Source organism: Afipia sp. GW822-FHT04G07, from assembly GCF_058800765.1.
The window spans coordinates 2,118,457-2,142,070 of record NZ_JBXAMP010000001.1 but is presented as its reverse complement, the minus strand read 5'-3'; the positions used below and the strand labels follow the sequence as shown (position 1 = coordinate 2,142,070).

Below are 23,614 nucleotides of genomic sequence, written 5' to 3'. Positions count from 1 at the left end.
GAATTTTCTGATGTCGATGCCTGCCTTGTTCAAGGGTCGCCTTTCGATTCCGGCGATCGGCTCGCCGCTGTTTATCGTGTCGGGGCCAGATCTCGTCATCGCCCAATGCAAGGCCGGGATCGTCGGATCGTTTCCGGCATTGAACGCTCGCCCCGCCGCGCTGCTGGACGAGTGGCTGCACCGGATCAAGGAAGAGCTGGCGGCGCACGACAAGGCGCACCCGGATCGTCCGTCCGCGCCGTTCGCGGTGAATCAGATCGTGCACAAATCCAACAACCGGCTCGATCAGGATCTTGCTGTCTGCGAAAAGCACAAAGTGCCGATGGTCATCACGTCGCTTGGTGCGCGCGAGGAGTTGAACCAGGCCGTGCATGCCTGGGGCGGCATCACCTTTCACGACGTCATCAACCAGAAGTTCGCCCGCAAGGCGATCGAGAAAGGCGCGGACGGTCTGGTGCTTGTGGCCGCGGGCGCCGGCGGTCATGCCGGTGCGATTTCGCCGTTCGCATTTGTCGCCGAGACTCGCCAGTGGTTTGACGGTCCCATCGCGCTGTCCGGCGCAATCGGACACGGCCGCGCCATTCGCGCGGCGCGCGTTCTCGGCGCCGATTTCGCCTATATCGGCTCGGCGTTTATCGCCACGAAGGAGGCCAACGCTCCGGAAAACTACAAGGCGATGATCGCATCATCGTCCGCCGATGACATCGTCTATTCGAACCTCTTCACGGGCGTTCACGGCAACTACCTCAAGCCCTCGATCGTAGCGGCAGGCATGGACCCCGAGAATCTGCCGGTATCCGATCCGTCGAAAATGAATTTCGGCACCGACGCCAGCGGCGAGCGCAACAAGCCCAAGGCCTGGAAGGAAATCTGGGGTAGCGGACAGGGCATCGGCAGCGTCGATGAGGTTCTGCCGGTCGCCGAACTGGTGGCACGCTTCAAAAAGGAATACGACGCTGCGATCGACGCGCCGCTCTAGCCGTTGGCACAAATTATGGAAGCCGTCTTTCGCGTTGAAGGCAATCGTGTGTTCACAAGCGAACATGCCGCGGGTCCGTGGGATCCCCGCATGCAGCACGGCGGCGCGCCGTCGTCGCTGATCGTATGGGCAGCCGAACGCATTCCCACCCCGGAGCCGATGCATGTCGCGCGGCTGACCGTGGATCTGATGCGCCCGGTGCCGGTAGCGCCGCTCACCCTTGAGACCGAGGTTGTGCGGGAGGGCCGCAAAATTCAGCTTTGTGCGGTCCGTCTTCTGGCTGAGGGCGTTGAGGTCGTGCGCGCGACCGTTCTCAAGGTCAGGACGCAGGCCGTGACTCTGCCCGGCGATGTGATCCCCGAGATGCCGATCGACGTTCCGGGTCAGGAAGCGGGTCGAGAGGAGCCGCAAGGGCTCAATAATTTTCTGGCCGGCGTTACGTTGCGCGCGGTCAAGGGCGGCTTCCTCAAACCCGGTCCTTCGGCCATCTGGTTCAGGCCGAACCGCCCGATCGTCGAGGGTGCGCCGATCTCGCAGGCGATGAAGGCCGCGCTGGCGGCGGATTGCTCCAATGGCGTCTCGTCGGTGCTGGATTTTCACCGCTGGAGTTTCATCAACGCCGACCTTACGGTGACATTTGCACGGCAACCCGTCGGCGACTGGATCCTGCTGAATTCCGAAATGACGCTAGGGACCGACGGCGCGGGCATCGCCGTCTCGCGTCTCGGCGACGCTCAGGGATATTTCGGCCGGGCGGTTCAGTGTCTGGTCATCGAGCCGCGCTGATAAAGAATTCAAGGGCGGGATGAAATGCCGTTGGGGACCGGGTGAGACTGTCTCGCTTCGAATGTCGACCCCACCTAAAGGGTCACCCGGCGACCCGCGTCAGCACCGCCTTGAAGGCGAGACTTGGAAATTCCGCTGCGGTCCCTTCGCAGGTCGCGAAGTCGCCTTTGACGGCGCCCTGAAACGTGATGGTGACTTCGTCGAACCCGAACACTGAGGGATGTTCTGAGTCCGATGTATGCCGCAGGCTGGATACATTCCCGTTCAAGGAATGGCCGTCCTGCGTGTAGGATCCGACATAGGCGAATGCCGAGCTTCCGCCCCAGATTTTGCCGTTGTCCGCATGAATCACACCGAACGCCTTTCCGCGCGGCGTCTCGAACTCGACCTTGTACAAACCTTTAAAGGGCGGAATCTCGGCATGCGTTGCCCCGTCGGAGCGTTCAGCCGGCTGCCGGTTGGCTTGGTGTCGCATGGGTTGTCATTCCGGTATTGCTTGCCTGGTATTGCCCCGAGATCAGGCGGGTCATGCGCCGAATGCGAGATGAAGCCGCAACGTCGCGACGGGCATGACGCAAGCACACGATATCAGAACATGCGTCGCCGCGATATGATGCATCCGGCGAAAGAAGAATTGAGAAAGTTTGATTGATTTTTCCGAGGTCGTCGCACGACAAGATTGCCGCAGATCGGCACGACCCGCAAGCCGGATGCCTTGCCTGCTCACGAATAGTTTCTGGAAAAGATCTTAAGGGCCGTCCTGAAAAGATAGCCGTTCTGGAAAAGATAACGGTGCCTGAAAGTCCTGGTGCCCCTGGCCGGCAGTCACCTATTTCCTTAACTATCCGAATTTATGGCGATTTTAGTCACGGATTGCTGCCGATACCAGCAGAAATACCAGCAAGCTGAGACGCGCGGTACTCGCTGGCAAAAAATAAGCCAGCAGGCTCCCCGGCAGCAGGCGCGCCCCATGCCGTTCTGGTCTCCACAAGCGCCACGACCGGAATCGAACCCGGCTCCGACTCGAATCCCGATAGGATCGCCCAAACTTGATATCGCGAGGTCAAGGGAGCGCCTTGTCATGCGTAGTCTTTACACTTTGCCCCACGATGCCGAGCGAGATACGTACCTCGTGTTGAACGACTTCGGGGCGAGTCGGTTGCGCCTGGCCAGACCAACACTGAAAGCGCCGGCAGCGACCACTACGCCCGCGGCTTCCGCTCGATCGCCTCGACCCTGCTTAACGATGAGGGCACGTCGGCAACCGGAAAGCAGAAAGCCGCCGTGCGCCTCCGTTTGGCGTTTGCGTGATAGTGGTAATGAAATCATGACCGCAGGATCATGCCATGGCTGATGTGCCGAAGCTCGTCGAGGAATTGTGGAGCTTAACGCTGCTCGAAGCTATAGAACTCGCCGAGATTCTGAAGAAGAAGTGGCGACCGCCGGAGGTATCTCTAGCCGATATAAAGCGCTATCTTCCGCATTGGCCCGATGCAGTCATTGAACTGTGGCTGTTCTACCTCGCAAACCGCAGCGCTGGCGATACGGGTTGGCCGCCGCCGGAGCCGCTCGGCAATCACGCATGGGCAGCCATCCTTGGATACAGGCCCCTTTCATGGTGGCGAGAGGTTAGCTGGAAGCGCGAAACGACTGACTGTGGCTTTGCAAATCTCTGCCAGGGTACGAAGGTCATTGTGGCGCAGATATTGATGGAGAAAGCAAGCGGCACCATTGATGAGGAGACCGGGAGGCGATTCAAGAGGGGGGCCGATTACCTGATGAAGAATGGCGTCTTCGAAAAGCCGCTAGTTGCGATAAGGCTTCCCGATGGCTTGAGCATCCTCGACGGTAATCACCGGATAAGCGCATTCTGTGGCCTGCAAGAAACCCCCGCCGAATTACTGGAGCCGCGCGGTTTAAAGAAGCCGGCGCCCGAACAAGACCTATAGATTGGGACGCACAGCGGCGGCGAAGTGCCGCTGGATTATCTGCCTAGCCTTTAGGCCGCGCCGTCTACCGCTTTGATGCCGAGCTTGCCGAGTTCATCGCGGAGGAAATCGAGGTCGCAGCCGGGGCCGGGAAAAACCTCCGTGATCGTGCCATCTGTCATGGCCTTTCGATAATCAAAGCCGAGTTCGAGTCCGGGGGCAAATTCCATTTTCGTGCCATCGGCCAAGACAAAATGTCCCATGCCAATCGCCGAAAGCGAAATACGCAACTCGCGCTCATCAGCATAGCTCTTGTCCTTGACGTAGGTGTAGCGGATCGGATTGGGCATCCGATCGATATTTTCCCGCACCTCTTCCCACGACAAATAATCGACGATTCCGTAGTTTACGGAGAATATCTGCTTGCAGGCGTTTCCCCGGTACAGCAGTCCATTCCTGACGCTCATGATCTCATTGATGACGGCACGCAGCTTCGCGAAATCGAAAGCGATGCCGACTTTACCATGTGCGCTGCCGTTCCCGTACTCGTGCCAGATGTAGTCGGAGTTCTCCAGCGAGAAGCAGCACGCATAGGTCCGGTTTCGGCAGCGGTCATAATAGTCCGCCCCAGAGAAATCGGGTGCCCTTTCGAACTTGGCGGCCTCATTGGCGGCGCGATCTTGTTGCAACTGCTCACCGTCATGCCCGTCGGCATTCCGGAAGTCCTTGTAGCTATCGACCCGGTTGAAATAGAGGTATCCGCCGCTCACCGACCGGAGCAGGTTCTCAATCGTCATGATTTTGTAAAGCTGTTGCCCGTCCGGCGGTGCGGTCAGCGTTCCGGCGTGCGGTTCGATGGCCCCCAGCGCGGGGTCGAACGGAGCATTATCGGTGTTTTCGGTCATGGCAGCAGTGTGAGGACTTAGCGGCTGCGCAGATCGGCGGCCTAGCTTGCTCTCGTTTCGACCCTCGGCAGCGAAGCATGATATTCATCTATGCTGTTGAGATCAATCATGGTCTTGCCCCCCATCTTGTAGGCCCTGATCCTCTCGTGGGCGATCAGCTCATAAGCTTTAGTTCTTCCAAATTTGCCATAGCGGCAACCATCCTTGAACTCGACGAGCCGGCGCCGCTTGTTGTTATCACTCTCAACCATGAGTCCCTGCAAGCGCTTCGATGATCCCCCGATAAGATCAAAACCGCGCTGAGTGAGATGCGCATATCCATGGCGCGACGCTGTCGGTGCGGGCTCGCCAGAAGACCTACCGTTGTGGTGGCTGACGAGATTCCTGCTGACCCGTTTCGGCGCCATCTACGCGTAACCCAATTGCCATGCATCGATCTAAATTGTCTACGATGCCAAACAAAGGGTCCCCTGATGCCGCCCCCAAGTCCAGAGTGCTGTAGCGTGCAAATCGGATGGACGAGGAAGCGCGGCTCGCGGACGCTTGTATTGTCACCTAGTGCTTTTGACGTGAGAGGTTGCGCTGCATGCTGTGGAACAGGCCTGTGCTGCCAACTGCTCGAAGTTTGATATCGGGGACCTGCTCGCCGGAAATGGAAGGCTACAAGCGGTTGCGATCGAGACGCTTGCCTAACTCTCTCAAACTGGCATCGCGGTGAACTACGCGGAACCAGCCATCGGCTGTGTTTCCAAGAGGCTCCACCATGGCAGCGCCCAAGGTGCGCATGGGGCGTCCATCGACGTAGAGTTCGACACGGAGCATGCCCTGATCCGATGCCATTTGGGCTAACAATGTGATCTGGCCGGTCCGAGCGGTGATCCCTTCTCCGGAAGGATCGATTTCCTCGATTGTGAGGATCCCGTGATCGGCAGGACCGCGTACTACGAGGTGTATTCCCGATTGCATCTCTGAATGTCGTTTAGACGGCCGTCCCATTTCGCCGAACGTAAGGTGTGTCGTGACGGACCGAAGGTGAGGTTGCTGTTCCAACGCTTCACGCGCGCGATCGAATGTGTCGGTGGCCGCGTAGAGGTACCGCGCACTATGAACCGTTTGCTGATGATTGAGGAACAGGACCGCATCTTCATCAATATCGATCGGATTGCCGGACCTGAGGCCGTCTCTGTATCGGAACACTCGCTCCTTTTGATCTGCCTCGAGACTCGCTTGTTCAGCGAACTCATAGCGCTTCACAATTGTCGGGCAGTGCAAGGCAATCATAATCTCTGGTGAGATCGGCAGGACGACTAGTATGCCGTGCGAAGTAAGTCCGAGTTCCCCATAGGGAAAAGCATTCATCACTGCGGTGGGATGATCAGAGATTATGAACCGATGGTCCCCGTTTGCTCGGTATAAGGCGGGATACAGGCGCAGAAGCGCGACGACCTGCTCGCTGCGATCAAGGAATGTCCGTACTGCGCCGAGGCGCAGTGCTGCATCGGGGGGCGTCGCCATGGTCGGATTCTGATCCGGATCGTAGCCGAGCTGCCGTGTGATCTCCCGAAGACGATCAGCGAGGTGCGCCCGCGTGGTTCGACTGAAATGCGTGCGAAGCATCTGGGTGGCGAACAAGTCGGCCAAAGCAAGCCGATCATCCTCGGATAGCCAGGCTAGCGATTTGCGCGAGAGGATCTCCGCAATAAGCAAAGCCGACCGGGTGTCGACTTCCTGGAACAGATCTTCGAAGTTCCACTTGCTGGCGCCGAGACTGATGGTGTTGAAGTCGTTCTCTGAGCCAGCGTTGAGGATCGAAGTTCGGAATGATCGATCCGTTTGTTTGTCGAGCACATAGAGAAAACGGCGCTCCGCGTCCGCAGAGAAATTTCGAAGCTGCGCCTGTGGTACGAAGTGGTGCTTTTTAGAAGGCCGGTTCATTGTCTCTATGCGGTGTATTGACACAGAACATCCGAGTTCCTATCGACGCGAACGTTTCGTAGGTAGCAGCTCACTACACCGCTGCCGGGTAGCATCATCAACCGTGAACTCCTCCGGCGATTTACCACCTAATTCCCGCCTCCTGCCTCGCATCCATAAATTAGCTCGCTCGTCGTCGTAATACCGGGATTGGGCGAGCGCGGCGAGCTCCGCCACGGCTTTTGCCTTCCGCTCGCTTGCTCGATGCTGAACCTCAATCTCTCTTGCTCGGTAATGGAGCGCGCGGACCGCATCCTCGTGACCAGCTTCGCTATCCAAAGCGACCTCGATGGGAGGGCGTCCCCCAGTGTTAGAGTTTGTCGTCACGAGCCAGAGTTCCGCTTCTCTCCCGATCTGTCGAAGCGCGCGATGCTGCAGATCGGCGACGCGGGCAGCTTTATCTGCCTCGATTTTCGCTTGATTGGCGCGTTGACGTTCGGCTTCTTCTGCATGCTTGCGCTCAAGTGCGCGCGCCAGGGCGCCGTGGTAGGGAAGCCCAAAAAGGTCTAAGCGTTCTCGCGGCGAGAACCGGATTTGCGTCGCGATATTATCCAGGTCGTTCGTGAGCGATCGCCACTTCGTTTCATCGAAGTCGATCGCATCACGAGGTGAATGGCCGCGTTCCGGGAGCATTGAACTCCACCATTGTTCAAATACGAAAGCAGCGGTCTCATCCGCTGGAAGAGTGGCAATCAGCTCCTCAACTAATTGACGGAGCTCGCGCGTACGCTTGACCGGTCGCGCGCGGAGCTCGCGCGCCTTATCGATCCGTGCCTGTAGCGTATGTGAGGGCCGCCAAATCTCAGTCGGATCCGAATGAACGAAGCCAAGGCGCTCGAGTTGCGTTAGATATGCTTCGACGGCCTGGAAGGGGGAGTTGAACGGAATCCCGGCCGCTCGCACCCCACATACGATTTCGTCCGAAATGTCAGCAAACGATGAGTCGAGCCATCGTCTGCTTCGGAGTGCCGCGAGCCCATTTCGAGTTCGGAAAGGCGTTTTCGTTGGAGCGAGCAATGCTTCCAGAATAGCCGCTTGCCATTCCGCAACGGCCACTGTGAAGCAACCAGCCCCATATACCGGCAGATTGATGAGGTCGGCGAGGCCGTTTTTCCGGGCCGAAGATTCGCATGCCCCGCTTCCCGGGGATTCTGACGGTGAACGATGGCGATAGGAGCCGCGGTAATTTTCGATTTGCGTCCGCCTCTCCTCTGCTCGCTGTAGCGCTCTCACTTCGAGGCGTGCGCGCGCTTCACGTTCCCGCGGATTGTGCAGCCATGTTCGCGGCGCGTCGTAAAGTATCCGGTCTCCGATCTCGCTGAGCTTGTGGTCGCGGTACTGGGAGAGGTCGATCTCGATTGCGCCGACATCCATCGCTTGGATCCGGGCGATTTTTATTGAGTCGCACGGATGAGTGACCTTGAATTCTACGATGAGCCTGCGATCGCGTAAGAGCAGCACGACGTCGGGAACGATCTGCCCATCTTTGGTTTCTAGGATCGCTCGATCGAAAGTACGCTTCGCCGCCCGGACAACAACTTCGCGATCCTTCTGCTCCTCCACGACCTGCGCTGGCAAAGTAATTTCCAGGCGCTCATCCAAAATGAGTTTCGCAAACTTATGCAGGGCCGTCTCGCCGGCGGACGCGCATGACCGGCCATCTTGCTGAGCATTGTGCGCAAAATGGTGGGCCTGCACATCTCCCTTTTTCGCAACCATCCGCCTTCCGCAGCCGGGACAGACGCAGTTGCAGGCGAGCCCGGAGGGCACCTCGCCAATATGCAGGAGTCGACCATCGGCAGATTCGGCGACGAAAGCGCCGCCTTGCTCCGTACAGGCAAACAGTTCTCTCAGGCGTATAGACATCGTCCGGCTGCTCCCTGGCCGGTATCGCCAGGTGGAGTGTCAGCGCCACTCCATCCATCGTGCTACCCGTGATAGGTTTTCCAAGAATAGATCGAGGTATGCTTCACTGCCCAATGCGAACCCTGCTTTAAGCAGTTGTTGCCTGGTAGGAGTTGATTTCAGCTCGTGTTCTATTGAGCGTCGCCCCTCGCTTCGCCAGCCGATGCGACCGACAGACATCCTAGCCTTCCTGTCGCCGTTCTCCAGTTGATCCTTCAGTGCCCTTTCACTGTTCTCTTCAAGGTGGACCAACGCCCCCAGCGCCTCAAAACGATCGAACAGCAGAGCATTGTCTGTGGGGACGCCCAAAAACGCCGTGCCCCACTCGAAGGATACGTCGAATAGATGGTCGCTGAGTGGTGTTTTTCGGCGGTTGTTGCCTGTCGTGAAACCTTCAACGTTATTCCAGAGATTGTCGTCTGACCCCCTCCAGTCCCACAGGAAGAGCGAATTCACGAGACGTTTTGGGTCCCGCTCGTCCCTAGGCATCGAGAGAGAAAACAGGTCATGCAAGGTCTTCCAACGCTCTGCTCTCGCAAGTCCGAGCCCATATGCAGTCATGAGCAGAACGGCCGGATACGTCCTTAGATCAAGCCATATATTCAGGCCGCTGCCCACCTTGTTCGCCCTGGCAACGACGCCGCGGATCGTATCGGCAATGAGTGCAAGCTCGGCGTCATCCCCCCATCGTCCGAGAACACCAAAGGCTTTCGCGAGCGGCTCGGTAGTGGCCTCATAGAGTTTAAGGCGTCGGCGGAATTCCTCAACGGACCACACACCCTGCGGAGAGAGCTCCTTCGCGTCGAGGCGGTCGAAAAGCTTGTTAACTTCCTGTGTGATGACTTCATCGAGTCGAATGCGAAATTCCGGCCTCGCAACGTACCGCTTGATAGAGCCGACGAGGATATCAATCGTCAGCGGACTCTGCTTCCGAGTCTCGGCGAGTGTTTTCACCAGCTCGGCCAACTTCAGAAAAAAGCTATCGGCGTCGGCAACCGGAATGGTCACAGCCTTACGCTGACTGATGATGGGCTCTGCGCCGCTCCCAACTTTCCCCCGTATGCTCCAGAAAGTAGGGTAACGCCTGTTAGGAGCGCGCAACAATGCTGCCCGTAGCGCGTCATCCCACTCGCCTGACCAACCGCAAACTATAAGACCGTGCTCATCCAAAATGCGGTCGAGCAGCGCATCGTATTGCGGCGGATACACGCCTAACTCTTCGTCGGTATTCAGGATGCGTGCATCCTTGTAGTCACCATGAAGCTTCAGCACGTAGCACGGGCTATGTGTGAGCGGCTCGGCTCCTGACAAGCTGTCGACGGAGGTGACGACAGTTGGCTCAACGCCAACTTCTCGCAGTGCATTTTCTAATAGCCGATCGAAATTGGTCGTTAGTATCACTCGGACATACCCGTCGCGAACCAGGCCCGCGATTGCATGGTGCGCGGCTGTCGGAAGTTTCTTACCCTCTGCACGATCGTCTTCGTCAGGCTCGATGTACGAATGTAAGATGGATCGCCGTTCGGCAGGCGAGGCCGCCAGTCCTGCTAGAATCGCTGAATAATCGGGTTCCGCACCATACGTTTTGCGATACCACGTCGCCCAATCGGACTGATTCTTGACGCCTTGCGCGAGCGCGACTCGTCGAACTAGGTCCAAAGTGATTTCCCATCCAGTTGGAATCCCGGCTGCACGAGAGAGACCAGAGCCGAGAAGCAAAGCATAGACACCCTTGCTCTCGAACATCGAGAATGCGAGCTGAGTAATCGGATCGCTTGATAAAATGCTCATGGCAGGCGCGAATCACTAGGAGGGAAGGGTCCGAGCATAGCAAGATTGCGCAGCAATCAATCGCCGCTCGCGCCTGCTCGGGCGCGCCGCTTCTCGTCGTCGGGTACGAATCGGTCGGCGTACACGACGGACGTGCCGCGCTCGCCGTTGCGGACATTGCCGCCGAGCGCGAGCGCCTGGCGGAAGGTGGGCCCGCTCTGGCCCGAAAAGCCGTGCCGCGGCGCTCCAAAGGATCAGCACGTTGATCCCGGAATAATTCCGCCCGGTCGCGGCGTTTGGCAAGTGGCGCCTTCGCAGCCGCCGTCCTCCAAGGTTGGACCCAGGCACGCGCCCGGCCTCAAGTTCTGCGATGATATTGTCGGTAAGTTCATCGTATAGCTCGCCCGGTCCTGGCCAGCCCGAGCTTGTCAGGTCTTTCTGGACATCACCGATCTCCGCGACCGGCGCCGGGGCCCCTCTTTCAGCCCTCAACCCGTCACGGCGAAGCCGGTCCGCACTCTCACTCTGAAGGGGGCGTTGCGGGGGCTCCCCGCAAAAGGGGGCGGCTGAGACGAAGGCCGGCCGCAGGGGATGGCGTTCCCCTCAGAAGCGCAAAGCCGGGTTTCAGCTTCTCAGGATTGGCATCTTTCCGCCTTTCAGGACATCACTCGTCCGGCGGATACTCACGCGGATCGAGCTCGGAAAAGTCGGTCAGCGTGTCGCATCGGATGCAATAGTACATCTGCGAGGCTTCCTGAAAATGCATGCCGCATAGACATCCGCAGAACGGGCAGCATTCGTCGATTTCCAGATCGGCCCATTCCCACACGCCGAGGTATTCGGGAATGGCGTCGCGATCATAACCGACGATCTGGAAAGCATCGGCGTTCTTGGCGACAAATCCAGCGCGGCCGGCGCGCTTGAGAATGGCCAGGATGTCACCCGGCTCGATGTCGAACCATTCTCCACGCACATGGGTCGATCCAAAATGCTTGTGCAGCTCTCGTTCAAGCTGGAAGGCGTCGGTCGCTTCGATCCACCCGAGCAGTCGCAGCTCCAAAGGATTCCCCGTGTGGAGGTTGCGCTGGCGCGCCTCGATGTTCTTCGCCACGCCGATCTTGATCGGGGAGCATCCGTTTTCATCTTCGCCAATGAAATAGACCGGCACGTCGCGCTCCCCGCAGCGTCAACGGAGCCGGTCGAGCAGGGCCTCGACCATTTCCTGATTTGAGTACGCGATGATGTCGAGCGGCCGGCCCTCCTGCCTCATCAGCGTGATCAAAAGGCAGGCCGTGAAGGGCCAGAAGGACGAGCCGGGCGGCAGATTGTAGCCTCCGATCATCGCCGTCAGCCGCTCGGCGATCGGTGGATACTGCCGATTGCCCCAATGCGCGTGGGTCGGCGTCATCGCATGGATGATCACGGCGGCGAGCGCTATTCCCATCGCGCGCTTCTGCTGGACTTGAGCGTAGTTGTCCTATGCTCCTTCGCATAGGCGGCGAGGCCGCTGGTCATGAACTCGCGGGCCCAGTTATCGCAGCCGATTTCCTCCTCGGGCAGTGTCGACGGTGCGCTCTTGTCGGCGCAATACATGACGTGCCGGAATTCGTGCAGCAGCGCGAAGGCCAGGGCAAACGCGACGAGGTCGAACATCGTCTTGTGCTGGACATCTCCCAAGCTGTCGCGGTCAGCGGTCGGCTCGGGGATGTCCGCAGGCCAGGAAATCTGTGCGGTCTGTTCGGCCGCGATGAGCGATTGAGCGGTGCTGACGCGCTGCTTGTAATCGAATTCGTATTGCCCCCGTTCGGCATCGATCTTGAGGGCCTGATCAAGCGGCATTCCGGTCCATGTCGCCACCAGCAGGGCCGGCGAATACACCTCGATGGCACGCCATGCGCTGAAGCCGAGCAGCCAGAAAAAGTCGATCGTCTTGGTGTCGAACTGGATGCGCTTGTCATCGGCCTTCATCGTCACGCCCTTGGTGCTCGGCGCGACTTCCACACCATGACCATACTGGCTCCATAGGCCGCTGATCTCGTCGGCGCGCTCGGGTACAGCCCCGCGCAGGAGATGGAGGACGATGGTCCGGTCGGATGGTTCCGTTTCCATGTTCAACGATGCTCCTTTGATGGGCGAGGACGGCGACGCATGCATGGCGGGCAGATCATGGCCGCTCGCTTTCGCCTTGCGCGCCGGCCATGCGCAGATGAGTGATCGATGAAATGACCGAGTTCGCCCACATGGTGTTGCACTCGACGTCGCCGCCGCGCTCGAACCAATGGGTCGCGCCGGGTATGAGATCGAAGGGAATGGGGTGCGTCGCCTGTGGGTTGTGAAAGACCTCCAGTTCCTGACACCAGGCTTCGCCCCAAGGCCAGAGCGCTTGGTATTCGGCGCTGTCGACCGACAGATCGAAATCAATGGGCTCCAGCGCGCCCGGCGTTCGGTCGAAGAGAATGCCGCGGCGGGTCATCGTGAGGCCCGGCGGCCGCCATCCAGCGAGAAAGCCCATGCGGTTGAATTTGGCGAGCGTCGCCGCGTTGCTGAAGATGACGGCAGAGAGGTGAGCGAAGTCGGGATCGCGGAATAGCCCGGCCGGAATGCCGTGCCTGCCCGTAAGATTGTTGATCGGCGTGCCGATCGCACGTCGCCCGGCGCCTTCGCCTTCGACATCTGCCCGCAGGCCGTAGAGATAGGTCGGCAAAGCCTCGCGGCTCCAAACCATCGAGCCGGATTCATAGAAGTCAGCGATCGCCAGAGCGAAGGGTATCCCCTTTACATGATCCAGCTCATGATAGTTGCGCTGAAGCTTGCCGCGCAGCGTCTTGGCGAAGCGCTCAGCTGGCGCGCCGGTTAAGCGTTCATTTCGATCGACCGGAGCATGCACCCAGTCCCCGATCCCGCCGGAGCGGGGCGTCTCGGAATTCGCGGTCACGGCTTCGATCCAGCAGGCGGCGCCATCGTTCTCGATCAGGAAGTCCGGTGAGACATGCTTCTGCCGGACGATCAGGCCTTGCTCGCGGAAGCAGGCAAGAAGATAGAGTTCGAAGAGGCGGGACGCGAAATTGCTGGTCTGCAGATCGGGGACGAAATTGGCATCCGGATTGGGAAGCGCGAGGTAGCATTCGCCGACCGCCATCAGCGCCGGGAAATGGCTGATCGTGCTCGTCAGCAGGTCGAACTCCGGCGATGTGCCTCGCGATCCGGTCTTCAGCAGAAGCGGCCGTCGCCGTGCGCCCGGCGGCAATGGCTCGGGCGGCTCGCCAGCGCGCATGCTGATGGTGAGCTGATCCAGCGCGGCTTCGGGAGTGGGATAGGGGCCGCCTTCATCGACGCGGACCCAGCGATGATCGACACGCCTGCGCAAGGCCAGGGCGGTGAAGGTCCCGCGCTCCGGATCGAGGAGGATGCAGCCGCTCGCGCTGCCGTGTCCGGCTTGATAGCTCCCGAAGATCTGCGCGGGATCAAAATTGGGCCCACGTTCGAGCGACAGCGCATAGAGCTCAAACTGCCGCTGGCTGATCGGCGTGATCAGTCGCTGCTCATCGCCGACGGCCATGATCAACCTCACGGAACGGAAGGCGCCAGACGCGGGCACTCGGGCGCATCGTCATGATGCCTCCGCTGCGGCTTGCGCCAGAATGTCGTTGGCCTCCCACTCGTCGCCGCGCGGCGTGATGACGAACTCGCGATCCCAGACGCCCCAGCTTGTCGCCAGCGGAACCTGCGCCAAGGGGTTGTGGACATAGGTCAGCGGGCGGCTTCGACGCGAGAGGTTGCCGAGGCCAACGCGCGACCAGATCACACCTGAGATGTCAGCGAAACGCTCGTCGAGAAACGCCGTGCGCGGGATCGGATTGCGTTCGCGGTCGATGAAGGGGGCCGGGTGAAATCCTTCGTCAACGACGTTGCCGGTCTCGCGATCGATGGTGATGTAGGCATCTCCGATCGGAAATAACGTGGTCATGATCAGCGGCAACGGCTGGTCGGCGACATAGACGCCGAAGCGGCTCGCACTGATCGCGATGATCCTCGTGTCTTCCGGGCCGATCACACCCTGTTCGAGATAGCGCGCGATCCTCTGCGCCTTGGTCCAGAACGCCCCGGACGTGCGCAACTGCGCCTGACGGATCGGTGCGGCGAAGAGGCCGCCGCCCTCGTTGAGGGGGACCGGACGCACGATCTGGTCAGGACCCGGTGCGCCTTCATCTGGGGTAATGGCCTCGATCCAGATTCGGCGGCCATCTTCCAGGACGCAGAGGTCCGGCTGACCGCCTTCGCGCTGGCGCTCGACGACGGGAAGCAGGGTGCGGCCCGCCTCGAGCAGCGTGCAGCCCAGATACATCTCCCAAAATCGGCCATCGACATCGCGTGCGAAACCCTGCCGAAAGTCGGGGTCGGCATAAGGCTCGTAACGCCCCCACATCTCTTGCAGCATGGCGTGAAGCTGCTGCTCGATCGGAAGCTCGGCGGCTTTCAGGTTTTCAAACCCGCGATCGAGATTGGCGCCGTCGACATCGAATAGATCAGTCATCATCTGCTCGTCTCATGCCCGGCGCAGCATCCGCTCGATGCGAACACGGTGGAAGCCGTGCGAATGGACCTGCTGACGAAGCTGCTTGATGTCGTTGACGCCGAACGCCACCGCCGCTTTTAGCGGGCTGGCGAAGGTAGCGTAGAAGGTCCAGCGCGCGCCGTTCGGCAGCGTCGGATTTTGCCGGCGATCGGTGATAACGACGTCGCGCGGATCACTGCTGTTGCGGAAGGCGTGAAAGGTGAACCAGTCAGGCCGGCGATAGCGTGCCGCCTTGCTGAAGGGCACCGACTGAACTTTCACATCGGTCTGGTCGAGCACCCAATCTCGCTGCTCCAGGATCTGCCGCACCATATGGCCGACCATCTGCTTCACGCGGTCGGCCAAGACCTCCTCGCGGAATTCCGCCAGGAGCTGCTCCTCGATGCCTTCGACCGCGGGCTTGCCGAGTTCGGACGCGGTCTCCAGGCGGGCGACGTTTTCGGGCCGCGTGAGAAAGGCCCAGATGCGCTGGCCAAGTTCGGAGGCGTAGAGCGACGCAAATTTTTCGGGGCTATAGGTAAACATGACAGGCCTTCCTTTACCGGGCAAATATGGCCGGTTATAAGCTCCTGTCAATGGTGCGCGCTGCGCGTCCGCAGATATCGCGGGGAGGCTGGATTGGATTTCGAGGATCTCGTGACGGCGCTCGAGCCGCCGCCGAACCGCGCCGGAAAATCGGACGGCGCCCACGAACATCATCTGTATGAGGGCGCGGTGATGGTCGCCTACGCGATGCACTTGCTCCGCACGCAGGGCGCACGGGACGTCCGTGTCCATCCCGACGGCGAGCACGGAAAGCAGTTCGATTTCGCGGGCTGGCTGGGGCGGCGAGCGTTCACCAAGGTCTCCGGCGTCGGTAGCACCGCCTATGGCGGAGTCTATCGAAATCCGGCGGGCCAGACGATCACCGTCAACCCGAAGTCCGGGCTCGGTGATGTCGTCGCGAATATCGGCGACCACGTCATCTCGGCCGAATGCAAGGGCGGCATTATCAACGCGCGGCATCCAGGCCAGTTGTCGCGGCTCTACCGGGGTCTTTGCGAGACCGTAGGCCTGCTGATGGCCACGCCATCGCAGGGGCGTCAGGTGGCCGTGGTTCCGCTGACGGACGGCACCTTGCGCCTGGCCGAGCGGCTCGCGCCGCGGTGCGCCTTGGCCGGCATCGAGATCGCGCTCGTCGGCAGCCGCGGCGAGGTTTTGGAAGTGAAAGCTAGAGAGGCGGCCAAGCAGGCGGCGGAAAGGAACGACACGTGAAACGGGTGCTGACTGTCGGGCTGACTTACACCGGCGACAAGATCGATGGCGTGGAGATCGAAAATCTCGGGCTCTGCCAGCCCGATGTCGATCGAGAGCGGGCGGCCTATCCGCTCTACGAATACGACACGATCATCATCAATCCGGAGAGCTACACGCATTTTCTGTTCGGTAAGGCCGGAGAGTTTTCGAACGAACTTTACGAGCTGGGCAAGCTGAAGGGGCAGAATGACCGCTACGACCTCGACTCCGCCTTCGATGGCGAGGACCGACGCAAGGAGATGGAGGCCGCGATTGCGGGTGGCGCGACGGTCGTTTGGTGCCTGTCCGAGCCGAAGCGGGTGAACTTCTTCGGCTATCGCGAAACCCATCTTGGATATGTGGCGCCGAAAGTGGCGAGTTTCGTAAAGCGTTCGGAGCTTCTCATTAAGAAGGGGCGCAGGATGGGGCCGGTCGATCTCGACAGCCCCTTCGCGCGCTATTTCGAGGTTCTGTCGCGGACCGGCGGCTGGACGCTGTGCCTATCCGATCCCGGCGAAGGCTATGGGTCGATCGCCGCGACGCCGGAGGGCTACAGCCTCGGCGGTCAGCTGATGCTCGGCACCCCGACGGGCTGGCTGCTGACGCCGCCGACGTCGCAGGAAGCCCAGAACCAGCTCGTTCGCGACAGCCTCGCGTTGGAGAAGGCCGATCCGGCGCATGAGAAGTATCACGGCATCTTCCTGAGCCATACTGGCGTCGACAAACCCTTCGTGCGCCAGCTTCGCAAGGATCTGCTCGCTCATGGCGTAGAGCATGTGTGGCTGGACGAGGCCGAAATCGACATCGGGGACTCGCTGATCGCCAAGATCGAAGAGGGGATGAAGCTCAGCCGCTACATCGCCGTCGTCCTGTCGAAAAAGTCGATCGGCGCTCCTTGGGTGAAGAAGGAGCTCGACGTGGCGATGAACCACGAGATCGCGAGCGGCGAGGTGGTCGTGCTGCCGCTGCTCTACGAGGAATGTGAGCTGCCAGAGTTCTTGAAAGGCAAGCTCTACGCCGATTTCTCCAAGCCCGAGGAGTACGAGGCGGTCCTCGGCAAGCTTTTGCGGCGGCTCCGGATCTCCTGATGAGCGAGACGGGTCCGAGAATGGCGATGCTGATGGCGATGACGGACCTGTGGCGCATACGACCGCCCGGGCCCGACAATATTCTTGCGCACCCGGCCTTCATGCGGCTGCGTGAGATCTGCCGCGACGACTACCCAAACGCCGGCAAGAAGGGGCCGAACTTCGCGCTCTCGACGGCATTGCGGGCGTTGGGCCTTCCATGTCACCTGCAGAAGGACACGGCCCATCTTGCCATGCCTGTGGAGGAAGCGGCGAAGGGATTGGACGCGGCGCTGCGCGCTACCCGGGCCAGGCGCATTCACCTTGCGCCGCTCGATCTTGCCGCCGACCTGCCGCCGCACGCATTCGGTCCGGCCAGGGTGTGCCGGTTGAGCGCCGACGAGCTGCGCGGCGTGATCGATGCGCGCCGGCTGAGGCGGCTTTATCCGCGTCAGGACTTCGATGCCGAGCGCTTCGCCGAATTCCACTGGCTGATCGTTGAGGAGGTCGTGGTGCTCGAGCAGGAGCCGGAGGAACGCGCGGTCCCGGTCCTGTTCATGGACCTGAGCCTAGATCTGGGGCGGGTCGAACCGCATCAAGGGCGGTTCCCGACTGCCTTGGAAGAAGCGCTGTTCTTCCTCCTGCTGGCCCCCTGGGAGAGCTGGTCGACCATGCAGGAAGTCGATTGGCGGGGCTTCCGTGTGCCATGGGTCTACACGATCGACAGCGACATCTTCGTTCGTCCCAGTTCGCCGCCGTCCCCCGACACGTTGAGCTGGGAGGACCGGGTCTACGACGATGGCTATGGCGGGACATACGAGGAAGAGCGCCCGGTCGAGCTGCACCTAGAAGAGGATGCAAAGACCGAGCTGACGGTGTGGGACCAGAGCCGATGGACGACCGTCGAGCAGGCGAAGCAATCGGTTTTGTTTGAGACGCCGATCCCTCACTTCCTCGTCCGCGCGTTCCTGGCCGAGGGCGTGGATGAATTCCTTGCGCACATCACGACGATCGAGGCGGCGCTCGGCTTGCGCGCGGACTATCAGAAGAATTTTCGCATCGCGCCTGACCGCCACAAAGGGATGCGCGCCACGAATAGAATTCGGGGACGGGTGGCCGGCCTGCTGGGCGATCGACGCTTCGCCGATCAGTATGAGCAGCTCTTCAACGTGCGAAGCGCATTCCTGCACGGCCGAGCCATGACCGCCATCTCGACGAAAGAGCGGGTGATGGCGCGGTCGTTGGCCCGCCAGATCGTCGAGGCGTTGATCCTTGCGACGCTCGCGGGGCCGATCAGCTCGCGGGAGGATTTCCTGGATGGTCTACTCGACAGGGGTTCGCCCTTGATCTAGCCGAAATAGACGGCTCCCCAGCAAGTCCGCTGGCTTGAAAACTGTCAGAAAACCGCGTATATTTCTGACAGGAGAACGGCCATGCAACGGTTAACCGAACAGATTCTCGCGCATGCCGAAGGGTTGCCGGAAGGTACGCCCGTGGCGGCTAAGAGCTTGCTTCACCTCGGTAATCGCGCCGCGGTGGATCAGGCTTTGTCGCGTCTGACTGAGCGGGGCCAACTGATCCGGGCCGGTCGCGGCGTCTATCTCCGTCCCATCACGAGCCGGTTCGGAACGAGGGCCCCCTCCGTCCAGCAAGCGGTCGAGGCGCTCGCCAACCAGCGCGGCGAAGTCATCGTCCCGAGCGGGGCGGCGGCGGCCAACACTCTCGGCCTGACGACCCAGGTGCCGGTTCGGTCGGTCTATCTAACCTCCGGCCGCAGCCGAACGATGAATCTCGGCAAACAGGTTGTCGAACTTCGTCATGCTCCGCGCTGGCAACTCGCCCTGGCTCATAAGCCGGCTGGCGAGGCGGTGCGGGCGTTGGCCTGGCTTGGGCCGGAGAAAGCGGAAGCCGCCTTGAAAACGTTGAAGCGGAAGCTCTCGCCGTCCACTTTCAGCGAACTGGTCGCGGCAGCGCCGCAGCTTCCGACCTGGCTCGCGCGCAGCGTAGGAAAGGCGGCGCATGGCTGACGCCTTTCTCCACCTTCCGGTCGCTGACCGCCGCGAGGCGCTAAGCGTCGCGGCCGATCAGTCGGGACGACCGGCGCACCTTCTCGAGAAGGATGTGTGGGTGGTTTGGGCGCTCGCCACGCTCTACGGGTCGGCGCTCGGCGAGCATCTGGTGTTCAAGGGCGGCACGTCACTGTCGAAGGCCTATGGGGTCATCCGGCGGTTTTCCGAGGACGTCGACCTGACCTACGACATCCGGGCGATCGCGCCCGACCTGGTGGACGGCAACGGCGAGGCGTTGCCGAAAACACGTAGCGAGGAGAAGCGCTGGTCGAGCGAGGTGCGCAAGCGCTTGCCGGATTGGGTGGCGGGCACCGCGCAGCCGGTCGTCGCGGACGCGTTGGCTGCCGCGACGTTGGCGGCTGCCGTCCGCGTGGAAGGCGAGAAGCTGTTTGTCGACTACGAGGCGACCACCGCTGGCTCGGGCTACGTCGCACCGAGTGTGATGCTGGAGTTCGGGGCGCGATCAACGGGCGAGCCGGCGAGCCTCCGCGACATCAAATGCGATGCATCCGGCCTGGTTGAAGGCGTAACGTTCCCAACAGCGCGGCCGCGCGTGATGCACGCCGAGCGGACCTTCTGGGAGAAGGCGACGGCTGTCCACGTCTTCTGCCTCCAGCAGCGGCTGCGCGGTGATCGCTTCGCACGCCACTGGCATGACATAGCGCGTCTGGATGACGCCGGCCTGGCGGATGCGGCTTTCGCCGATAGGGAGCTGGCGAACGCGGTCGCGCGCCACAAGGGCATGTTCTTCGTTGAGAGGGCGGCCGATCGAAGTCCGATCGATTATGCGGCTGCCGTGAATGGCGGTTTGCAGCTCGTGCCTGGCGGTGATGCCGCGAAGGCGCTGGAAGAAGATTATGGTCGCATGGTCGAGGACGGTCTGCTGTTGGAAGATGCTGAAACCTTCGAGGTCCTCATGGCGCGGAGTGCAGATGTCGCGCGCCGGGCAAACGAGGCGGCGAAATAGAGATTTGGGGGGAATGCGGTGGCGGATGCAGACAAGACGGAGCCATCGAAGCTCACATTCAAGTTTATTCGCGGCGTCGAGGGTGAGAAGGCTGATTATGATTGGCCTGATGGGGCGGATATTGTCAGAAAGGCGTTGGCTGAGTCACTGAATGCCAAAAATGTGGCGTTCCTCCTGGGAGCTGGCTGTTCTTCGTCGTGGGCTAATGACAAGGAGGTCGGCATCCCAACGATGGCGCCCCTCGCGAAGGAATTCACGGCGGCACCGAAGGAAGGGGATCAATCGTTCCCGACAGCCGACGAACGTGATGCTCTGTTGAAGCAGTTTGGAATCGACCTCGGTGCCGCGGAGTATGCGCGCAACCTAGAGCGGCTGATGGAGCTTCTTTTCAGCCTGCGCTTCGTCTTAGTGCGCAGTTCGCTGAGTGATGCCGCCACAAGACTCAAGACTGTCGAATCGATCATCAAGAAGGTTCAAACATTTCTTTGGGCCAAATGCACGAACGGCGCCTTCGCGAATGGCGACCATACCGTCGTTGGCCTTTATGAATCCTTCTATCGCAAGCTTGTGCTGCGCGACCGATCTCTTCCGCGTCCTTGGGTGTTCACCACGAACTACGATCTCTTCAACGAGACCGCAATGGATAGGCTCGGCCTGCCATACACGAACGGCTTCTCCGGCGTTGTCGAACGGCGGTTCAATCCAGCGACGTTTCGGTACGCCCTCGCTGAACAGCTCGATGTCACCAGCCGCAAGTGGTCTGCGGTCGATGGCTTTGTCTATCTGTGTAAGATTCATGGGTCCATTAGTTGGACAGAGGACGATCACGGACTTTTCCCGATCCGAGAAACGGCCGTCTCCAAAGAACCGGGCAAGGTGATGATCTATCCGACGCCTGCCAAGCAGAATTCGAGCCTTGGGTCTCCCTATGCCGATCTGTTTCGGGAATTCCAGTCACGCATTGTTCGCGAACAGAGCGTGCTATTTACGATGGGGTATGCCTTCGGCGACGAGCACATCAACAATATCATCTATCAGGCCCTGACGATTCCCACGTTCCGGCTCGTGATCTTTGTAGATCCAGATTTGGACGGGGAGATTGCGAAGCTTCGCGCGCTAAATGATCCACGAATTTGGATCATTGGGGGTGCCGGACGCAGCGCCGGACGCAAAGCCCATTACTTCGACACCATTATCGAAGAGTTCATGCCGCAACGCCCGAGCGAGCGCATTGATGACGCCGTTCGGAAGGTGATCGAGGCGATGGCCCCGAAGAAGGAGGCCGCGGCTCCCCAGAAGGGGGAGGATGACGATGAGTCGTGACGATCGGAAGCGCGCAATCGGCAAGGTGGTCTCGGTCGCGGCCGACCGTTTCGTGATCGAGATGCATGCGGGCACCGACAACTTCACCGTCGTCGGATTCGACGACGTTCACTATGTCGCCAGGCTCGGATCGTTCCTGATGGTCGCGGTGCAAACCGAGTACGTGGTTGTCGAGGTCGTCGGCCTGCGTGAGCGCGACGTTGGTCATGTTAGTCGCAGTGAAGGGGAGCTGGATAAGGCTTCTTCGGCGAAGTACCTCGATGTCGTTCCCGTCGGGATGCTGCCTCAAGATCGGCGCGAAAGGTTTCGCTTCGGCGTCTCCGTGTTCCCGTCACTCTACGGCGACGCACTGTATGCGCTGGACGCTGAACTGGATCGAGTCTTCGAAACCGATCATCCTTCGGAGCCTACACCCCCGATCGACAATGTTCCACCCACGCCACCTGATGCCACCCGCTATCGCGCATTGACGATCGGCCGGTCCGTCATATTCGAGGGTTACGACGTTAAGGTCAGGATCGATGATTTCTTCGGCGGACACACTGCCGTCCTGGGAAACACAGGGAGCGGGAAGTCCTGCACGGTCGCATCGGTCCTCCAATCCTTGTTCGAAAAGGCGGAAGAACACCATGCTCGCGGTGCCACGTTCGTCGTATTCGACGTCAATGGAGAATATGCGAAGGCGCTGTCGCCGCTCGCAAAGCGCAAGCAGATCGGCGTGGACCATGTCATTCTGGACGGCACCGCACGCACGGAGCGTTTTCGTCTGCCCCATTGGTTTCTGGAGCAGTCAGAGTGGGAGCTGCTTCTGCAGGCCAGCGAGCGCACCCAACTACCGATACTGCGCATGGCGCTCGGGCTGGCAACATTGTTCTCAGCGGGCAGCGCGGCGGAGCTGAAGGGGATCAAGAACCACATTCTGGCAACCTGCCTGAGCCAAATTCTTCGTGACGACACAGGCAGTCCGTCAAAACACGATCGCATGGTCGGTCTGCTGCAAAGATTCAACACGCCGGAGATCAACAATCAAAAGATCGCGCCATTCATCAAAATCGGCTTCGGCCAGATGGCCAACCCTGCCGGTTTAACAACCTATTTGTTGGGAAACGCCAATGGCGGCGGATTTATCATCGAAGGTTTGAAATTCCCGGCATATGCCAACCTTCCCTTTGAGTTTTCCGCGTTGGGAGAGGCGCTCGATCTGGCGATCCTATACGAGGAGGCTCACGGTAACCGTCAGATCCGAGATTACTGCTCGCAGATGCTGACGCGTTTTAAGTCGCTCGAGGAGCGACCTGAATATGCGTTCCTGCGCTACGACCTTCAAGGAAGCCAAGCTGGGCCGTCGCTCGAAAACTTCCTTGAGCAGCTCCTCGGTTTGGCACGCGACGGAGCGGGTTGGGTCAAACGCAACCAGATCGTCATCATCGACATGAATGCGGTGGAGGATGAGGTTGTCGAGCTCGTAGCGTCAGTGCTCGCTAGAATGGCCTTTCGGCTGCTCCGACAAGCAGATCCACGCAATCGGTTTCCGATCCATCTGCTTCTTGAGGAAGCGCATCGATACATCGCGGAGAAGCCATCCCGCTATGCCATAGACGCCAGCAGAGTTTACGAGCGGATTGCCAAGGAAGGGCGAAAGTACGGGCTGTTCATTCTCGCCGCTTCGCAGAGGCCCAGTGAACTCTCGAAGACCATTCTTTCGCAGTGCTCGAATTTCGTCATCCATCGAATCCAGAATCCCGACGACCTTGCTCATATACGGCAGATGACCCCGTTCATCTCCGAGGCGGTCCTGAAGCGGCTCCCGTCGCTTCCGAAGCAGCATGCGCTGGTCTTCGGCACCTCCGTGAACCTTCCCACGACCTTTCGCGTGCGCGACGCAAATCCTTTGCCTGCAAGCGATGACGCGAGAATTAGAGATTTGTGGTTCCATGAGGAGGGGCGAGCGGCTCAGGTTCGCATTACGCCGGCAACTTTCGAACATGGCGATGATAGCGTCGCGGCTGAGGGGAAATGAGTCGACGATCGATAGTTGTCGAAGGGCCGCTTGCATTCCGTACAGCGCGGATCGCTGCCGCACAGCGAGC

The 23,614-nt window shown here is 60.2% G+C and carries 22 protein-coding genes and 1 pseudogene; 10 read left to right on the top strand and 13 right to left on the bottom strand.

Going from position 1 to position 23,614, the window contains the following annotated elements; genetic code table 11:
- Positions 1-10: 10 nt before the first annotated feature.
- Together AC1RKJ_RS10520 and AC1RKJ_RS10515 are read left to right on the top strand one after the other, a co-directional pair.
- Positions 11-979, top strand: coding sequence for an NAD(P)H-dependent flavin oxidoreductase (locus tag AC1RKJ_RS10520; RefSeq protein ID WP_492790902.1), 969 nt, complete (start codon positions 11-13; stop codon positions 977-979).
- 15 nt (positions 980-994) lie between these two features.
- A complete protein-coding gene (locus AC1RKJ_RS10515) occupies positions 995-1,765 on the top strand; it encodes a thioesterase family protein (protein WP_492790901.1) in 771 nt (256 codons plus the stop codon).
- A gap of 82 nt (positions 1,766-1,847) precedes the next feature.
- Here the strand turns inward: AC1RKJ_RS10515 and AC1RKJ_RS10510 are convergent, their stop codons facing one another.
- Positions 1,848-2,240 (bottom strand): GrlR family regulatory protein, encoded by a 393-nt coding sequence (locus AC1RKJ_RS10510; protein ID WP_492790900.1) that lies wholly within the window; start codon positions 2,238-2,240, stop codon positions 1,848-1,850.
- 871 nt (positions 2,241-3,111) lie between these two features.
- Here AC1RKJ_RS10510 and AC1RKJ_RS10505 point away from each other — a divergent pair.
- Positions 3,112-3,714: a hypothetical protein gene (locus tag AC1RKJ_RS10505; protein WP_006022661.1), complete on the top strand. Its 603-nt coding sequence runs from the start codon at positions 3,112-3,114 to the stop codon at positions 3,712-3,714.
- A 50-nt stretch (positions 3,715-3,764) separates the two neighbouring features.
- Here the strand turns inward: AC1RKJ_RS10505 and AC1RKJ_RS10500 are convergent, their stop codons facing one another.
- From AC1RKJ_RS10500 to AC1RKJ_RS10445, 12 genes and pseudogenes are all read right to left on the bottom strand, one after another.
- Positions 3,765-4,598 (bottom strand): DUF2971 domain-containing protein, encoded by an 834-nt coding sequence (locus AC1RKJ_RS10500; RefSeq protein ID WP_006022660.1) that lies wholly within the window; start codon positions 4,596-4,598, stop codon positions 3,765-3,767.
- A gap of 41 nt (positions 4,599-4,639) precedes the next feature.
- The gene (locus tag AC1RKJ_RS10495) at positions 4,640-5,005 is read right to left on the bottom strand and encodes a hypothetical protein (RefSeq protein WP_237863170.1); all 366 of its coding nucleotides are present in this window, start codon (positions 5,003-5,005) and stop codon (positions 4,640-4,642) included.
- A 253-nt stretch (positions 5,006-5,258) separates the two neighbouring features.
- Positions 5,259-6,533: a DUF4238 domain-containing protein gene (locus AC1RKJ_RS10490; RefSeq protein ID WP_006022658.1), complete on the bottom strand. Its 1,275-nt coding sequence runs from the start codon at positions 6,531-6,533 to the stop codon at positions 5,259-5,261.
- Between the two features lie 39 nt (positions 6,534-6,572).
- Positions 6,573-8,438 (bottom strand): competence protein CoiA family protein, encoded by a 1,866-nt coding sequence (locus tag AC1RKJ_RS10485; RefSeq protein ID WP_006022657.1) that lies wholly within the window; start codon positions 8,436-8,438, stop codon positions 6,573-6,575.
- 39 nt (positions 8,439-8,477) lie between these two features.
- Positions 8,478-10,268 (bottom strand): SIR2 family protein, encoded by a 1,791-nt coding sequence (locus tag AC1RKJ_RS10480; RefSeq protein WP_006022656.1) that lies wholly within the window; start codon positions 10,266-10,268, stop codon positions 8,478-8,480.
- A 56-nt stretch (positions 10,269-10,324) separates the two neighbouring features.
- Positions 10,325-10,595 (bottom strand): annotated as a pseudogene (locus AC1RKJ_RS10475) (ArdC-like ssDNA-binding domain-containing protein).
- Positions 10,596-10,911: 316 nt separating this feature from the next.
- Positions 10,912-11,415, bottom strand: coding sequence for a GIY-YIG nuclease family protein (locus tag AC1RKJ_RS10470; RefSeq protein WP_006022655.1), 504 nt, complete (start codon positions 11,413-11,415; stop codon positions 10,912-10,914).
- Positions 11,416-11,433: 18 nt separating this feature from the next.
- Complete coding sequence (locus tag AC1RKJ_RS10465) at positions 11,434-11,691, bottom strand: phage exclusion protein Lit family protein (RefSeq protein WP_006022654.1); 258 nt, start codon at positions 11,689-11,691, stop codon at positions 11,434-11,436.
- The gene (locus AC1RKJ_RS10460) at positions 11,682-12,356 is read right to left on the bottom strand and encodes a phage exclusion protein Lit family protein (RefSeq protein WP_006022653.1); all 675 of its coding nucleotides are present in this window, start codon (positions 12,354-12,356) and stop codon (positions 11,682-11,684) included. Before AC1RKJ_RS10460 ends, AC1RKJ_RS10465 begins: the two co-directional genes overlap by 10 nt.
- Before the next feature lie 55 nt (positions 12,357-12,411).
- A complete protein-coding gene (locus AC1RKJ_RS10455; RefSeq protein WP_006022652.1) occupies positions 12,412-13,806 on the bottom strand; it encodes a hypothetical protein in 1,395 nt (464 codons plus the stop codon).
- Positions 13,807-13,857: 51 nt separating this feature from the next.
- Positions 13,858-14,784 (bottom strand): hypothetical protein, encoded by a 927-nt coding sequence (locus AC1RKJ_RS10450; RefSeq protein ID WP_006022651.1) that lies wholly within the window; start codon positions 14,782-14,784, stop codon positions 13,858-13,860.
- A gap of 9 nt (positions 14,785-14,793) precedes the next feature.
- Positions 14,794-15,348, bottom strand: a complete 555-nt coding sequence (locus tag AC1RKJ_RS10445; protein WP_006022650.1) for a hypothetical protein — start codon at positions 15,346-15,348, stop codon at positions 14,794-14,796.
- A 93-nt stretch (positions 15,349-15,441) separates the two neighbouring features.
- Between AC1RKJ_RS10445 and AC1RKJ_RS10440 the strand changes: the two genes are divergently transcribed.
- The 7 genes from AC1RKJ_RS10440 to AC1RKJ_RS10410 all read left to right on the top strand — a co-directional run bounded on the left by AC1RKJ_RS10440 (position 15,442) and on the right by AC1RKJ_RS10410 (position 23,544).
- Positions 15,442-16,077 (top strand): hypothetical protein, encoded by a 636-nt coding sequence (locus tag AC1RKJ_RS10440; RefSeq protein ID WP_006022649.1) that lies wholly within the window; start codon positions 15,442-15,444, stop codon positions 16,075-16,077.
- Complete coding sequence (locus AC1RKJ_RS10435) at positions 16,074-17,186, top strand: toll/interleukin-1 receptor domain-containing protein (RefSeq protein ID WP_492790899.1); 1,113 nt, start codon at positions 16,074-16,076, stop codon at positions 17,184-17,186. Before AC1RKJ_RS10440 ends, AC1RKJ_RS10435 begins: the two co-directional genes overlap by 4 nt.
- Positions 17,186-18,517, top strand: a complete 1,332-nt coding sequence (locus tag AC1RKJ_RS10430) for a hypothetical protein (RefSeq protein ID WP_006022647.1) — start codon at positions 17,186-17,188, stop codon at positions 18,515-18,517. Before AC1RKJ_RS10435 ends, AC1RKJ_RS10430 begins: the two co-directional genes overlap by 1 nt.
- A gap of 81 nt (positions 18,518-18,598) precedes the next feature.
- The gene (locus tag AC1RKJ_RS10425; RefSeq protein WP_006022646.1) at positions 18,599-19,192 is read left to right on the top strand and encodes a DUF6088 family protein; all 594 of its coding nucleotides are present in this window, start codon (positions 18,599-18,601) and stop codon (positions 19,190-19,192) included.
- Positions 19,185-20,201, top strand: coding sequence for a nucleotidyl transferase AbiEii/AbiGii toxin family protein (locus AC1RKJ_RS10420; RefSeq protein ID WP_006022645.1), 1,017 nt, complete (start codon positions 19,185-19,187; stop codon positions 20,199-20,201). Before AC1RKJ_RS10425 ends, AC1RKJ_RS10420 begins: the two co-directional genes overlap by 8 nt.
- 18 nt (positions 20,202-20,219) lie before the next feature.
- Entirely contained in the window at positions 20,220-21,524 is a 1,305-nt protein-coding gene (locus AC1RKJ_RS10415; RefSeq protein WP_006022644.1) for an SIR2 family protein, read from the top strand.
- Positions 21,514-23,544, top strand: coding sequence for an ATP-binding protein (locus AC1RKJ_RS10410; RefSeq protein ID WP_006022643.1), 2,031 nt, complete (start codon positions 21,514-21,516; stop codon positions 23,542-23,544). Before AC1RKJ_RS10415 ends, AC1RKJ_RS10410 begins: the two co-directional genes overlap by 11 nt.
- The last annotated feature ends 70 nt before the right edge of the window (positions 23,545-23,614 follow it).

Excerpts from the sequence above, each read along its gene's own strand:
- AC1RKJ_RS10455 (WP_006022652.1), bottom strand. The coding sequence starts at position 13,806 with ATGGCCGTCGGCGATGAGCAGCGACTGATCACGCCGATCAGCCAGCGG.
- AC1RKJ_RS10445 (WP_006022650.1), bottom strand. The coding sequence starts at position 15,348 with ATGTTTACCTATAGCCCCGAAAAATTTGCGTCGCTCTACGCCTCCGAA.
- AC1RKJ_RS10410 (WP_006022643.1), top strand. The coding sequence starts at position 21,514 with ATGAGTCGTGACGATCGGAAGCGCGCAATCGGCAAGGTGGTCTCGGTC.
- AC1RKJ_RS10460 (WP_006022653.1), bottom strand. The coding sequence starts at position 12,356 with ATGGAAACGGAACCATCCGACCGGACCATCGTCCTCCATCTCCTGCGC.
- AC1RKJ_RS10485 (WP_006022657.1), bottom strand. The coding sequence starts at position 8,438 with ATGTCTATACGCCTGAGAGAACTGTTTGCCTGTACGGAGCAAGGCGGC.
- AC1RKJ_RS10495 (WP_237863170.1), bottom strand. The coding sequence starts at position 5,005 with ATGGCGCCGAAACGGGTCAGCAGGAATCTCGTCAGCCACCACAACGGT.
- AC1RKJ_RS10465 (WP_006022654.1), bottom strand. The coding sequence starts at position 11,691 with ATGGGAATAGCGCTCGCCGCCGTGATCATCCATGCGATGACGCCGACC.
- AC1RKJ_RS10500 (WP_006022660.1), bottom strand. The coding sequence starts at position 4,598 with ATGACCGAAAACACCGATAATGCTCCGTTCGACCCCGCGCTGGGGGCC.
- AC1RKJ_RS10515 (WP_492790901.1), top strand. The coding sequence starts at position 995 with ATGGAAGCCGTCTTTCGCGTTGAAGGCAATCGTGTGTTCACAAGCGAA.
- AC1RKJ_RS10490 (WP_006022658.1), bottom strand. The coding sequence starts at position 6,533 with ATGAACCGGCCTTCTAAAAAGCACCACTTCGTACCACAGGCGCAGCTT.
- AC1RKJ_RS10420 (WP_006022645.1), top strand. The coding sequence starts at position 19,185 with ATGGCTGACGCCTTTCTCCACCTTCCGGTCGCTGACCGCCGCGAGGCG.
- AC1RKJ_RS10510 (WP_492790900.1), bottom strand. The coding sequence starts at position 2,240 with ATGCGACACCAAGCCAACCGGCAGCCGGCTGAACGCTCCGACGGGGCA.
- AC1RKJ_RS10430 (WP_006022647.1), top strand. The coding sequence starts at position 17,186 with ATGAGCGAGACGGGTCCGAGAATGGCGATGCTGATGGCGATGACGGAC.
- AC1RKJ_RS10450 (WP_006022651.1), bottom strand. The coding sequence starts at position 14,784 with ATGATGACTGATCTATTCGATGTCGACGGCGCCAATCTCGATCGCGGG.
- AC1RKJ_RS10520 (WP_492790902.1), top strand. The coding sequence starts at position 11 with ATGTCGATGCCTGCCTTGTTCAAGGGTCGCCTTTCGATTCCGGCGATC.
- AC1RKJ_RS10480 (WP_006022656.1), bottom strand. The coding sequence starts at position 10,268 with ATGAGCATTTTATCAAGCGATCCGATTACTCAGCTCGCATTCTCGATG.
- AC1RKJ_RS10425 (WP_006022646.1), top strand. The coding sequence starts at position 18,599 with ATGCAACGGTTAACCGAACAGATTCTCGCGCATGCCGAAGGGTTGCCG.
- AC1RKJ_RS10505 (WP_006022661.1), top strand. The coding sequence starts at position 3,112 with ATGGCTGATGTGCCGAAGCTCGTCGAGGAATTGTGGAGCTTAACGCTG.